The organism is Streptomyces sp. CNQ085, from assembly GCF_022614595.1.
GTDB lineage: Bacteria > Actinomycetota > Actinomycetes > Streptomycetales > Streptomycetaceae > Streptomyces.
Genome location: NZ_JAJFAU010000129.1, coordinates 1 through 14,362, shown reverse-complemented (window position 1 = coordinate 14,362; position 14,362 = coordinate 1). Strand labels below are relative to the sequence as shown.

Here is a 14,362-nt window from a genome sequence, read left to right as displayed (position 1 = left end):
GGCCACCTCATGATCGTTGAGCTTCGACACCCCAATGATCACGAAGCCCGTGCCTGCTCTGCTATGCACCCCAACCGGTCACAGCCCGACCCAGCCGCACGACTCCGGAACTTGACCAAGCCCTGGGCATGGGGGACTCGGCTCCGCTGCCGCGCCGCTGGGACGCCGCACGGGCAACCCAGCCCGCGCCTGAAGTCAGGACGACGGGTGAGCGCGGATTGCTGCTCTGGCTTCTGCGTACCACGTGATGCCGTTCCTTGCGTGAGGTCCAGCCGTTTCTGGGTGGCCGCGTCTGCGGCCACCCAAGGGACGGCGGATCAACCGTGTCGGGGTCCCTGGCCGGGTGGCGGAGTGAGGGTGGAGCGGCACGTGCCGGACTCGCCCTCGGTAAGCGGGTTCTCCAGCGTCAGCCCGGCGACAGCCATCCGGTCGTACTCGGCAAGGACCAGCCGCTTGGTGCGGTACTCGCCGAGCTCGGCAATCTCGTTGTTCTTCAGGCCGCCCGACTCTGTCTGGAAGGATTCCAGGATGTAGTCGGTGTCCTCACGGGAGATCCCATAGAGGTGGAAGAAGTACGCGTCCAGCTCGGCACGCAACCGGGCGCGGCGTTCCTCGTCCCACCGGAACGGCTCGCCCTCATCGCCCAGGTCGCGGGCGAGTGGGGCCATGTCGTAGGCGGTGTAGACGAGTTCAAGGACACGGGGGAGGAGGATGGGCAGGTGGGGCTCAAGAGTGGTGGGTGTGGGAACAGGAAGCTGCTTCCAGATGAAGAGCTTCATGTGGGCGTCGCTGATCTTCTGGCGGCTTACGAAGTCGAAGACCAGCGAGGATTGGGTGGCGATCAAGGCTGCGATCAGCGGGGGTGCGACGCGGGGCAGCATCAGGGGGAAGGTGTGGCCGACGGCCGTACGCGGGAGGAAGGCCGGGATGGCGGTGCGTTCATCCGTCGCACGGCATACATCGCGCCATCCCAGCAGCCAGTCGTACGTCCAACGCACTTCGGCGAGGCGTTCGTTGACGCCGCGCTCCTCGACCTCCTTGCCCCGGCGAACTGTGGGGACAGGGCCATTTTCGAGGATCCAGTACCGAGGATCGGCGTATGTCGCAGGGTCCGCCTTTTCCGAGACACTGATGCGACGACGGTCTTCGTTACCGGTGCCGGTGTACGAGTTCCAGCGGTGGTCGAAGAGATGGGCCATCTTGCCTTCGTACAGCGGCAGCATCCGCTCCCCGCCGCGCTCGAAGATGTTGCCGCGCAGCTCCCACCCCTCGGCCTCCAGCCGTTCATGGCTGCGGAAGAGATCGGAGTCGTCGGTCATATCGAAGAGCCGCTTGAAGGAAACCCCCCACGGGTTGCCGTCCCGCCGCCTCTCGTTCCACAGCACCGGAACGCGCCGGTACACCCCGGCCGTGATGTCCGCGTCCCGTTGTGTGCGGAAGACCGGGAGAGTACCCGTGTTCGGGTTGATGCGGGCCAGGTCCTCGGGGTCCAGGGCGAACACCCGGTTTGGGTCCTCCAGGTCCGTGACATCGGAGAGGAAGAAGCCGATGCGGCTGGTGTCCGCATGCGTGGCCCGGCCGGTGAGGGAGAGCAGGCAGAATTTGTAGCTGGAGTGCACGCTCTCGAACCACTTGCCTCCTTTGGGTAGCGCGGGCGACTTCGGACGGCGGTTTTCGAAGTCATAGAGCGAGGCCAGAGCCCCTCGCCGGGTGAAGTCCGCGAACAAGTGCTGAGAGCCCGCCCCCGTCGCGATCGCCGTGGGCAGGATCAGGCCGGACCGCCCTTCGGGTGCGACCACGCTCGCCATGCGCTCGGCGAACAGTGTGTCCGTCTGGAGGGAGTTGACGCCCTTGACCGTGAGCCCCTTCGCACACAGCGGGAACGCCCCCGAGTCCCCCGCGAAGTGGAACGTGCCCTTCACCGCCCGTCGCGCTTCCCGGTACCGCTTCCCGGCTTCCGGGTTCTCCCGCTCCCACTCGGCGATGCGGGTGCGGCGGGCCGCGCCGGGGATCTCGGCGATCTCGGGGGCGACCACGCTGAAGTACTTCTTGTCCTCGAAGTCGATCTTGTCCCACGGTGGATTGCCCACCACGCAGGAGAACCCACCGGCCCATCCCGTTGCCGGATCGACCGCGCCCGCGGCCGTCGAGGCGTCGTCGTTCTCCGGAACCGTGAAGATGTCGGGGAACTCCAGATGCCAGTGGAAGAAGGCGTACTGGTCGCGCAGGCGCACGATCTCGTCGTGGGTGGACTGCGGCGCCGAGCCGCCCTCGGGGTCCTCCAGGCCCCGGAACACCTTGTGCGTGATGGCCGGCGGCGCGTCCTCGCGCTTGAACCAGACGAACGCCGCGCACCAGGCGTTTGCCAGGTGCAGGGCGTGCTGGTACTCGTCGGAGGCCGACCAGTCGCGGTAGGCGGCCTCCTGGCGGCGGACGTCGGTGAGATCGTCGACCGGGGACGCGGTGATGCGGCGCAGTCCGCGGGCGAAGGAGGCGTTGGAGACCTTCGTCTCCGTCTCGATCTCGAACAGACCGCCCTGCCCCTCGCGCTCCAGCGCGTTGCGGCTGAGCAACTGCCGCGCCCAGCCGTCGTCGTCGCCCTCGGCCTTCTTGAACGCCTTGTCCGGGATGCCGTCCCGCATCAGGGCCGGGGTCGTGCCGATCAGGCCGTTTCCGTGCTTGATGTGCGCGTCCAGGAAGCTGAGGGGCCTGCCCGGCTCCATCGCCTCCAGCCACAGCGACACCTTGGCCAGTTCCACGGCCATCGGGTTGAGGTCCACGCCGTAGACGCAGCGGGCGACGACCTCGTGCAGGGCGTGGCGTACGAACCCGGCCGTGGGCTCGGGGTTGCGCTCGCGTACCGACGCCACGCGCTTGGCGATGCGGCGGGCCGCCGCCACGAGGAAGTGGCCCGAGCCGCAGGCGGGGTCGCAGACCGTGAGGGAGAGGAGTTCCCCGACGATCGTGTCGGCGGGGTCGGGATGGCCCCCGGCGCTCGCGCGCTGCTCGCCGCGCTTGACGGCGTCGTCCATCACCGGGTTCAGCGTCGAGTCGAGAAGGGTCTCGGTGAGCGGGGTCGGGGTGTAGTAACTGCCGGTCTTCTTCCGGTCGTTGCCTATCCGGTCGACCAGTTCGAAGGTGCGGTCGGCGGCGCTGTGCTTGGGCACCAGCTCCAGCAGCGCCTCGTACACCGAGCCCAGTTCCTCGGCTCCCATGCGCCGGTAGTCGACGGGACGCCAGCGGGCCGAGCCCGCGTCGCGTACACGAGCCAGGTGCTTGACGGCCTCGAACAGGTGGCGGTTGGACAGCCGCGCGCCGCGCAGCGGCTCGTCGGCGGGGCCGTCGTCGAACAGGCCGCCGAGGCCCTTCAGGCCCAGCTCGGGGCGGCCCTTCTCGGAGCCCAGCGCCTCGATCAGCAGCTCAAGGGCCCGGTAGCGGTCGTCGTGGGCGGTGCCCAGGCGGCGCAGGGCGTGGCGGCGCAGGCGGGCGGTGGAGAAGTAGCGGGTGAAGCGCTCGCGGGTCCGCTCGTCCGCACCGGGATCCAGCAGGGCTCCCCGGTCCTCGGCGACGAAGAGGAAGACCATGCGGTAGACCAGCCGCAGCAGCGCCGTCTGGAAGGCGTGGACGTCCAGGCGCTCGCGGAGCCCGTCGTTGTGCGGGTGGCTCAGGAAGCCGGTGCCCAGGACGGTCAGGGCGGCCTGGACGCCGTCGCGGAAGTGGTCCAGTGCCCGGCTGCCGGACTCGATGGCGACCGTGCGCCACTTCTCCAGCCAGCAGCCCGAGGGCGCGGCCCCGGCGGGGACCTCGAAACGGGAGGCGTGCAGCACGCGGTACAGCAGCACGAACTCGCTGAACAGCTCGCCGTCGAAGATCGCCTCCAGGTCGAAGTCGACGTAGGCGGCGGTGGCGAAGGAGGAGGAGTCGCGCAGCAGGCGCAGGCGGCGGCCGTTGGTGAGGACGGCCCACAGGTGGGCCTCGGTGCGGTTGAGGCAGTCCTGGAGCATCGACTGCGCCGGGATCTGCCCGGCGGCCGGGCGTTTGTCCGGCTCCTGGTTCCAGGGTATGAGGTGGACCAGGGCCGGGCCGTGGCGGTGGGAGACGGGGAAGCGCTTCTCGGGGTCGGAGTCGGCGGCGACGCCGTCCGGGCCGATCCCGGTGAGCGCGCCGAAGTCCAGCTTGCGGAAGAGCTGGGAGAGCCAGTCGGCGCCGGCCCGGCCGGTGGGGTCGGCGGCGGGCGCGCCCGTTATGGGGTCGGCGGGGAGGGCGGCGCGCAGTTCGCGCCACAGCGGCTTGAGGTACTCCCAGGCGCGCTCGGCCTCGTCGGGCACGGGCACCGAGGCCGGCAGGCCGTAGTCGGCGGGCCGGGTGCCCGGCAGGTTCCGCGCCTCGGCGATGCGCAGCAGCATGTCGGCGGGCAGCAGTCCGCCGACCGTGGTGACGGCGGTTAAGGCCAGGGTGGTGCGGGTGGCGGCGGCGGACATCAGGCTTCGGCTCCGGAGGCTGTAGAGGCGGCGGCGGGGGAGGCGGCGGCGGGGGAGGCGGCGGGTGCGGACGCGGGGGCGGCGGGCGGCAGGTAGACGTACACGCCCAGCACGTCGGCGGGCTCCTGGGGCACGACCTTCAGGCCGCGCCTGATCTCCTCGCTGGCCTTGCGCACGCGGCGGTGGGAGGCGTCGAGTTCGGCGGCCAGGCGCCTGCCGTACCCGGCCAGGTGGGCGGCCAGTTCCGGCAGGGCCTCCAGGTCGCGGGTGATCTGGTTGCGGGCCCGCTGCTCGTGAGTGTTGGCGGTGGCGCGGGCGTCCAGGAGGGCGGTGGCCGCCTCGTCCTCCAGCCAGCGGGCGCGCCGCGGCAGGCCCTCGTACGCCAGCAGGCGGGCGTCCTCGGCCACCAGCTGCCGCTCGCCGGTGCGGGAGGGCAGGGTGAGGTGGAAGCGGTAGCGCACCAGCAGCAGCGTGGTGCGGACGGTGACCGCGTCGGTGGTGACCACGCCGCAGCGGCGGGCCGGGCGGGGACCGGGGGCGTTGGTGTCCAGGGCGGAGTCCAGGACGTAGGAGGCGAGGGCGCCGATCGCCGGATCGGTGCGCACCAGGGCCACCTCGCCGCGGGCGATCGCGGGGGAGGAGCGGAAGGGGATCTCGCGGTCCTCCTCCACCAGCCGGCCGCCCAGCGTCGCGGCGAGCGCGTCGCGCAGGCCCGCCGGGACGCCGCCGACCTGGGCGGTGAAGTCGCCGCCGCCGTCGCGTGGATCACGGACCAGGGCGTCCAGGTCGCGCAGCGCCTCCAGCGCGAACTCGCGGACCTCCCCGGCCCCGCCGAGTGCGGCCCGTACGGCGGCGACCTCGCGGGCCACCTCCTCGGGGTGGATGGCGCGCTGGGCGTACTTGGACCGGGAGGTCCTCTCCCGCTCGGCGGCCGAGTTCCACTCGCGCTCGACGCGCTCGAAGGACTCCTGGTGGCCGTCCATCTCGAACAGGCTCTCCTGGCTGCCCCGCCGCCCGTGCAGCAGCAGCCACTCCACCACGGCGTCGGTCACGCCGGAGGCGGTCTCGTCGGGGACGGAGACGGAGATGCCCAGGTCCTTCCTTATCTGCCGGTGCTTGGCGAACAGCACCTCCAGCACCTTGCCGTCGATGCCGTTGTCCTCGCCGTACATGGTGATGACGCGGACCTGGTCGCGGCGCTGGCCGTAGCGGTCGACGCGGCCCTCGCGCTGGTCGTGGCGGGTGGGGTTCCAGGCCAGGTCGTAGTGGACGACGGCGTCGAAGTGGTGCTGGAGGTTGACGCCCTCGGACAGGCAGTCGGTGGCGATCAGCACCCGGCGCGCGGCCGGGTCGTCGCCGGACCGCGCCGCCTCGGCCGCCTCCGCCGCCTCGGCGGCGAGCCGCTCGATGCGCTCGACGCGCTGCTGCGGGGAGAGGGTTCCGGTGACGGCGGCGATCCTCGTCTTCTTGCCGAGCTTGCCGTCGAGCTGCTCGGCCAGGTACTCGGCGGTGGGGATGTAGCGGCAGAAGACGATGGGGTGGTAGCCGTCGGAGAGCAGGCCCTTCAGATGCCGGGTGAGGGCCTTGAGCTTGGCGTCCTCGGCCGGGCCGGTCAACTGCCCGGCGCGCTCGGCCAGTTCCAGCAGGCGGGCGCCGGCGTCCTCGGACTCGGCCGCGCCGGGGGCCACGTCCATGCCCTCCAGGCGGTCCGTCTCGGCGGAGTCGGCGGCGACCGGCGCGCCCAGTACGTCCGCCTCGTGCGCGGTGCGGGCGGCGGCCGACTCCGAGCGGGTCTTCAGCGTCTGCGCGGCGGCGGCCGGGGAGGAGACCATCGAGCGCAGCAGCGCGATCACCGACCACCAGGCGATACGGGCCTCCCGGCGGCCCTGCTCGCCGGCGGCCTCGACGCGGTCGCGGGCGTAGGCGATGGCGTCGTCCAGCAGCGCCCGGTAGGCGGGGGTGAGCCGGTAGGGCTCGTCCTTGGTCCGGCGGTCGGAGGGGAAGGCGGTGCGCTCGGCCAGGGAGTCGTCGGCCAGGCCGTCCTCACGGGTGAGGTAGTCGCGCACGTCCGCGCGCTTGCGGGCCACGAAGTGCCCGGCCAGCCTCGCCCGCCCGGCCGCCGTCTCCAGGTCCAGCGTGGCCAGTTCGGGACGGACCAGGCCCAGCAGGTTGCGGAAGGCGGACTCCTTGCCCGAGTGCGGGGTGGCCGTCAGCAGCAGCAGGTGGCGGTCGGCGTCGGCCGAGACCCTGCGCAGCAGCTCGTAACGGAGCTGGCCGGCGGCGGACGCGCCGCCCCGGGCGCCGTCGTCGGCGGCCACGCAGGTGTGCGCCTCGTCCACGATCACCAGGTCGGGGCAGTGGCGGACGAAGTCCTCGCGGTGGCGGGCGGACTTGATGAAGTCCGTGGAGATGATCGTGAACGGGTGCCGGTCGAACAGCGACTGGCCCAGTTCCAGACCGCGCTCCAGCCGCGAGACGGTGGAGGCCAGCACCAGCTCGGCGTCGATGCCGAACTTCTCCCGCAGCTCGCCCTGCCACTGCTCGGCCAGCGCCGGGGAGCACAGCACCGCCAGCCCGGACGCCTCGCCCTGCGCCAGCAGCTCCTTGGCGATCAGACCCGCCTCGACCGTCTTGCCGATGCCGACGTCGTCGGAGATCAGCAGCCGCACGGTGCGCTGCCGCAGCGCCATCAGCAGCGGCACCAGCTGGTAGGCGCGCGGCTCCACCGCGATCGACGCCAGCGAGCGGAACGGGCCCGCGCCCGAACGGAAGCCGACGCGCAGCGCCGTGCGCAGCAGGCCGGCGGCGCGCTGGTCGCCCAGGTCGTCCGGGCTCGGCGCCGCGAACTCGGCCGGGCGCACCTCCTCGAAGGAGGGGAAGACGGCCGCGACGTCGTCCTCGCTCCCGCCCAGCGGGCGCAGCACCAGCATGTCGGGGGCGCTCTCGGGCAGCACCACCCACTCGCGGCCGCGGGCGGCGACCAGCGAACCGGCCGTGTACGTGGGGCTCATGGGGTCTCTCGGTTTCTGGGAGTCGGCATGTCGGGAAGTCGGGGGGTGGGCCGGGCTGTTACGGGGGCGGGCTGTTCGGAGCCGGGCGGGTCAGCGCAGGCGGAGGTAGGAGGCGTGGTTGTCGATGACGGCCTCCCAGTCCGCGTTCGTGTCCGCGCCCGCGGGGAAGCGCGCCACCTCCCAGCCGGCCTCCACCAGGCGGTCCTCGGCGCCGGCGTCGCGAGTGGGATCGGCCGGGTGGCCGGGGAGGTCGACGAAGGCGGCCAGGTGGATGTCCTCCACGTGGAAGACCAGGTCCGGGCGCGCGTCCGCCGCGCCGACGAAGGCGCCGGCCTCGTCCGGCAGCCGGTAGCCCCTGGCACGCAGCCAGCCCAGCAGGTCGCCCCGGGCGACCAGGTCCGCCGGGTCCGCCTCCGCGGGGGTGGGGGAGGCGGGTGCGGTGGCGGCACTCGCGATGTCCGGGGTGCCCGGGGCGCCGGACGCCGGGGCGAGGCGGCGGAACCGCTCGCTGCGCGACTCGCCGCGGTCCTCCCGCTCGGTGCGGGCACCGGCCAGCCGCAGCAGCAGCGGGCGGGCGGTGTGGCGGCTCAGCCTGCGGTGGTGCGTCTGGTTGCCGTAGGTCAGCAGGCAGGCGTAGCAGCCGCGGGCGCACTCCTCGCCGTCGGCCGGGCCGCCCAGGTCCTCGCCGGTGTCCGGGTCGAAGTGGCAGATCTCCAGGGCCGTGCGGGCGGCCTTCGCCAGCGCGTCCCTCTCGTGCTGGAGGCGGCGCAGCACACCCGCGCCGCCCTCGGCGGCCTCGGTGAACAGCATGCGGCGGCGCGGGCCGTCCTCCGGCGGCAGCAGCTCCGCCGTCAGCTCCGAGTCCTCCAGCTCGAACGCCGCCTCGATGCCCCGCTCCAGCGCGTACAGCACCGACAGGGCCACCGGCTCGGGCCGGGGCTCGTCCAGGGTGACCACCAGGATGTTGCGGCGGTCCTCCACATACGGCAGCACCCGCCTCTTGCGGCGCTTCTCGTTGCCGTCCTCGTCGACCACCGGCATGCCGGTGCCCTCGACGGCATCGGCGGCGGCCCGGTCGTTGAGCCAGCGGCCGTCGCCCAGGTCCAGCCAGTAGCCGTCCGGCTCACCCTCCTTGTCGCGCACCCGGCCGAGGTTGGTGATGCGCACGGTGGCGGAGTCGCCGTAGTCCAGATCGAGGACGGGCGCGCCCTCGGCGTCGGCGACGTGCGAGGTGAGACGGCCCCTGCGGACGCCGTGGTCCTGGAAGGCGTAGGAGGTCTCCAGGCGGAAACCGGCCCGGCGGCGCTCCTCCTCGTCCGAGGAGATCCGCTCGCGCGGCGTGGTGTAGACGGTGTGCAGGTGCAGCAGACCGGTGCGCTTGCCCCGCAGCGGCTCGCCGCACATCGCGCACAGGTCCGAGCCGGCCCGCACGTCGTGGTGGTAGCCGCAGCCGTCGCAGCGCCGCGCCTCGGCGGTGGCCAGATCGCCCGAGGCGTCCGGCGGGAGCTGGACGCGGGTGACCTGGTAGCGGGCGCCCTCGTGGTAGATGAGCGCGCCGGGGCCGAACTCGCGGATCGCCAGGAAGCGGGGGCGCTGGAGGTAGTCGCCGTCGGCGTTGCGGCGGTTGCCCGAGCGCGGGATGTAGGCGGCCAGCGGCAGCCGGGGGAAGCTGTAGCCGGGCAGGAAGCCCTCGGAGGCCAGATAGCGGTAGGGGTTGAAGTCGCTCATCACCGACTTGCTGTCCACCGAGCGGTTCAGCAGCAGGTTCGTCTGAGTCTCGGCCTCCCGGCGGCGGCTGCGCGCCCGGCTCTGCTCGCCGGGGGAGAGGGTGTGGTCGACCACGCGCCGGTTCTGCTCGTACTGGTCGATCACGGCCGCGCGGAACAGGTCCCGCCAGCGGTCGAAGGAGGCGTCGAACCGCTCCGGCGCCCGCTCGAGGCGGTCCTCGATCCACTCGTCGTACCACCAGGTGGTGGCCTCGAAGTCGGATACCAGCGGGGCCAGTACGGCGCGGGCGGTGGCGGCCGCGCGGCGGCGGGCGGCCTTGTCGAGGGACCTGTCGCGGACATCGGGCAGGAGCGGCAGCGGCATGCGGGGGTCGGGGCGGTCGCCGCCGTCGGGGTCGTAGGCGACGTCCACGACGTCGGGGATCGCGGTGCCCAGCTTCATGCCCGTCTCCGCCAGCCAGATGCCCTGCAGATGGGAGCGGACCAGGTCCTCGTTGGCCAGGTCCAGGCGCGGCGGGGCCACCTGCCCGGCCACCATGTCCTGGGAGCGGCGGAAGTAGTACTGGTCGTGGCTGTTGCCCGTGGCGCAGTAGGTGGTCACCAGCGCCGGCCGGCCGCTGCGGCCGCCCCGGCCCGAGCGCTGCGCGTAGTTCGCCGGGGTCGGCGGCACGTTGCGCATCATCACCGCGTTGAGCGAGGAGATGTCCACGCCCAGCTCCATCGTCGGCGAGCAGTACAGCAGCGGCAGTTCGGCCTCGCGGAAGCGCCGCTCGCGCTCCAGCCGGTCCTCCGGGGCCACCTGCGCGGTGTGCTCGCGCGCGAACAGGCCGGCCAGCTCGGCCGCCGCGGTGCGGTACAGGTCGCGGAAGAACGGGTTCACGCGCGGGCCCTCGCCGCTGCTGTAGGTGCGCGCCAGCGGATCGACCGCGCCCCGCTCACCGCCGCCGGCCCGCCAGATGAGCGCCGAGGCCGACACCCGGTAGCCGGTGCGCTTGTCCGCCGCCCGGCGGCGGTAGGCCGGGCCGGAGCGCTCGGGGGCCGTCTCCACCTCGCGCGCCAGGTCCGCCTCCCGCAGCACCTCCAGCAGGTCCGCGATGACGGTCTGGACGTCGTCCAGGGGCGTCTCGCGCAGTTCGGGCATGTTCCGCCGCAGATACCGGCCGAACTTGCCGCGCGCGGACAGGAACAGCGCCGAGCGCTCCATGCCCGGCCGCGAGGCGTACGGGTAGGCGGTGCCGACCGCCGGGCGGTCGCTCTCGCCCAGCACCCACGGGCCGGTCAGGCGCTCCTCGCTCGCCCGCTGCAAGGTGTCGAAGTCGTCGCGGAAGTACCGCACGTCGATGGCGAGGGCGCGCCGCATGTGGTCGAGCAGGGTGCGGGCGACCTCCTCGCGCAGCGCCGGGTCGGCGCCGCGCAGCACCGCGTGGGCCGACTTCCAGGAGTCGGGGTCGGCGGCGATCCAGGCCAGGTCCTCGTAGTCGATGCGCAGCAGGCCCGTCTGCTCCAGGTTCGGCATGGTGATGCGCCAGCCGCGCTCCAGGTCGCGGTAGAGGCGGTAGCCGACGACGTCCCGGAAGACCTTCGCGGCCCGGCGCTCCAGGGACGGCGGCAGGCGCGTGCCGGAGGCGTACTCGCCCGGGGCCAGGCCCATCACCTCGGTGACGGCCTCGGCCAGACCGTCGTGGCGCAGGCCCTCCTCGCCCGCGCGCACCGCGGCCTGGTACAGCGCGCCGCGTAACTGGGTCACCTGGGCGAAGTCGTTGAAGTGCCCGGCCTGGAGCGAGGCGTCCTGCCGGTTGTCGACGAAGGTCAGCAGCTTGCGCGCCTCCCGGTCCAGACTCTCCTCGGGTACCGCGCGCAGGGACTTGACGATCGACGCCGAGATCAGCGAGGTCGCCGAGGAGCGGCCCTCCTGGGCCAGGGTGGCCAGCTTGGCGAAGTCCTGACCGCGGGTCTGCTCGTAGGAGACCTGGCAGTGCACGCAGAACAGGAACGGCGCCGGGACGAACGCCGCCACCAGGCCCTCGCCGGACTCGTTGCCGTACGCGTCCACCACGACCCGCCTGGGCACCCGGGGACGGTAGGACTTCCTGACCACCATCACGCCCTGCGCGTCCGGCTCCAGCCACGACTCCGGCAGCCGCCGGTCGTCCACGGCCTTCCGCGGGTCGGCCGGCCACTCGTAGTCCTGGCCCGGCATGCCCAGGTACAGGTAGCCCTCGCCGTCGCGGCCGCCGGAGGCGGAGGTGTCCCGGCGCGGCTCGTAGCGGAAGACGCCGCCCTCCCCGGTGCGCCACACCGTCAGGTACTCCTGGCCGCACTCGCGGCAGAACGACAGCGGGAACAGCGGCTTGCCGCCGCTGCCCGGCTGCTCCAGCTGGTAGGTGCGGGTCAGCGGCCGGGTGAGCGGGTCCTCCAGCGTGGTGTAGACGGTGTCGCCCTTGGAGAGGAACTGGTGCAGCCGGAACGCGAACAGCGGCCGTTCCGTCAACGGGTGCTTGGCCTGCGCGCCCGCCTCCAGCGTCGTGCGGATCGCCTCGCGCACGCTCTCCCCGTCCACCCCGGAGGCGGCGGCCAGCTCGGCGGCCGCCCGCTCGACCGTCTCCGGGGCGCGGCGGCGCAGCCGTCCCGTGCCCTCCTCGGTCTCCAGACCGAAGCGCGACTCCACCCAGCGGGCCAGCGGATCCTCCGTCAGCGCCTGGTAGGAGCGGGGCGCGGCCGGCACCCGCAGCCGCTCGGCGGGCACGGACTCGGGGGCCTCGCGGGTGGCCCGCACCAGCGTCTCGCCGATGACCCGCTCCGGCGGCACCACCGTGCCGAACAGCCGTCCGGCGACCTTCGCCACCTCGCGCCGCTGCTCCTGCCAGGAGCCTTCGGTCGACATGGTCGCGGAGGTGCCGACGCACTGCAGCGAGGCCGAGGCCCGGCACGCCTCGCGCACCCGGCGGATCAGGAACGCCACGTCCGCGCCCTGCCGGCCCCGGTAGGTGTGCAGCTCGTCGAAGACCAGGAACCGCAGGCCCTCGGCCATGCGGATCAGGCTGGAGCGGTCGTCCGGCCGGGTCAGCATCAGCTCCAGCATCACGTAGTTGGTCAGCAGGATGTCCGGGGGGTCGCGGCGCAGCTCGCGGCGGTCCTCCTCGGACTCCTGGCCGGTGTAGCGGGCGAAGGTGACCGGCTCGCGGCCCTTGCCGAAACCGTGGCGCAGGTACTTCTCCAGCTCCCCCAGCTGGGAGTTGGCCAGCGCGTTCATCGGGTAGACCACGATCGCGCGCACCCGGCCGCCCGCCCTGGGCCCCGCCGCCTCGCGCTCCCTCAGCACCCGGTCCACGATCGGGACGATGTACGCCAGCGACTTGCCCGAGCCGGTGCCGGTGGTCAGGACGTAGGAGTCGCCCGCGTGCGCGGCCTCGATCGCCTGCCGCTGGTGGAGGTGGAAGGTCAGCGGACGGCCGTCCGGGCGGGGCGAGTCCTTCCGCTTGCCGGCCTGGAAGATCTCCGCGCACCTGGGATGCAGCACCCCGTCGCGCACCAGGTCGGTGACCTGGCCGCCGTCGGCGAAGAACGGGTTCAGCGACAGCCACGGGTCGGGCCACTGCGACTTCTCCGCCAGATCCTCCTCGACGAAGCCCTCGATCCGGGCGTCCCGGATCACCGTCGCGCTCCTGGTGAAGTTCTCGTACTCGGCGATCAGATCGGCGTGGATGCCGAAGACGTCCATCGTCTCGGGCAGCCGGGGCCGCCTGCGCGGCGCGGGCGCCGGCGCGGCCGGGGCGGGCTCGGGCAGCAGGGCACGCAGCCCGGTGACCGGGTCCATGGCCCGCCAGTGCGGGGCGGGCAGGCCGGCCGTGGGATCCGGGGCGAGCGCGAGCGGGACCAGCGTCTCCCGGACCGCGTCGGCGTTCTCCGGCCGCAGCTCGGCGTCCTTCTCCAGCAGGCGGTCCACCAGCCGGACCAGCCCGGCCGGCAGGTCCGGGCGCACCAGGGTCAGGCGCGGCGGCAGCTCGTGCAGATGCTGCCGGGAGAGCTCGAAGGCGGTCCGGGCGGAGAACGGCGGCCGGCCGATCAGCAGCTCGTACAGGACGCAGCCCAGCGCGTACAGGTCGGCCGGGGCCGAGACGCGCTCGGCGCGGAACTGCTCGGGCGCCATGTAGCGGGCCGTGCCGACGCTGACGCCCGTACTGGTCAGCCGCGTCTGGTCGGGGTCGTCGACGACGGAGCCCATGCCGAAGTCGAGGATCTTGACGGTGCCGTCGCCGGTCAGCATCACATTGGCCGGCTTCAGGTCGCGGTGGACGACCCCGGCGGTGTGCGCGGCGGTCAGCCCGGCGGCGATCTGCGCCCCGATCGCGGCGGCCCAGGAGACGGGGAGCTGGGGTTCCTCGTCGATCAGGTCCGCCAGCGGATGGCCGTCCAGCAGCTCCATCGCCAGATAGGGCAGGCCGCCGCCGCCCGGCTCCCCGTCCACGCCGCGGTCCACGCCGCCGTCGATCAGCAGGGTGAGGTTGGGGTGGCCCTGGGAGAGCATGCGCATGATGCGCACCTCGCGGCGGAAGCGGTCGATCTCCTTGCCGGAGCCGGAGGCGCCGACCGCGATCCCGGTCCGGCCGCGCAGCACTGTCTTGACCGCGACCTGGCGGCGCGGGGAGCCGGGGGCGGCCTGAAGGTCCTCGGCCCGGTGCACCTCGCCCATGTTCCCGCGCCCCACGGCCCCCGTGATCCGGAACCGCCCGCCGACCGTCTCCAGGCCCACTGGCCCTCCCCGCCTCACCCGTCGTACACGCTGGGTCGCACCCCGCGAGGGAGCGTATCCCCCTCGTTCCGCCGAGGAGGATCGCATGATGTTGTTGACTAAGTCAACGCGCGATCAGTTCCCCGGTGTTCTCGGCGGGGGGCGGGGGCGCCGGTGTCCGTTCCGGCGCCGCGACCTTCCGCGCACTGTATTGACAAGGGGATGGCGCGATGGGTTGATGTGTCCGCTCCGTTACACCGGGGTGTCTGTCCGACGCGCGGCGCCGCGCTGTTTCCGGACGCGGCTCGTCGGTCGTTCCGCACGCCGAAGCCCAGCCCCGCGGCCCGGCCCGCGACGGTGCGGACCGCCTCGGCGCGCAGGGCCGGGCTGCGCACCACGCCCCCGCTGCCC

The 14,362-nt window shown here is 73.0% G+C and carries 3 protein-coding genes; all 3 read right to left on the bottom strand.

Annotated features, from left to right (window positions below):
• Nucleotides 1-317: 317 nt before the first annotated feature.
• Nucleotides 318-4,481, bottom strand: coding sequence for an Eco57I restriction-modification methylase domain-containing protein (locus LJ221_RS19060; protein WP_241717943.1), 4,164 nt, complete (start codon nt 4,479-4,481; stop codon nt 318-320).
• The gene (locus LJ221_RS19055) at nt 4,481-7,492 is read right to left on the bottom strand and encodes a DEAD/DEAH box helicase (protein ID WP_241717942.1); all 3,012 of its coding nucleotides are present in this window, start codon (nt 7,490-7,492) and stop codon (nt 4,481-4,483) included. Before LJ221_RS19055 ends, LJ221_RS19060 begins: the two co-directional genes overlap by 1 nt.
• 90 nt (nt 7,493-7,582) lie before the next feature.
• Nucleotides 7,583-13,972, bottom strand: a complete 6,390-nt coding sequence (locus LJ221_RS19050; protein WP_241717941.1) for a protein kinase — start codon at nt 13,970-13,972, stop codon at nt 7,583-7,585.
• Between the last annotated feature and the right edge of the window lie 390 nt (nt 13,973-14,362).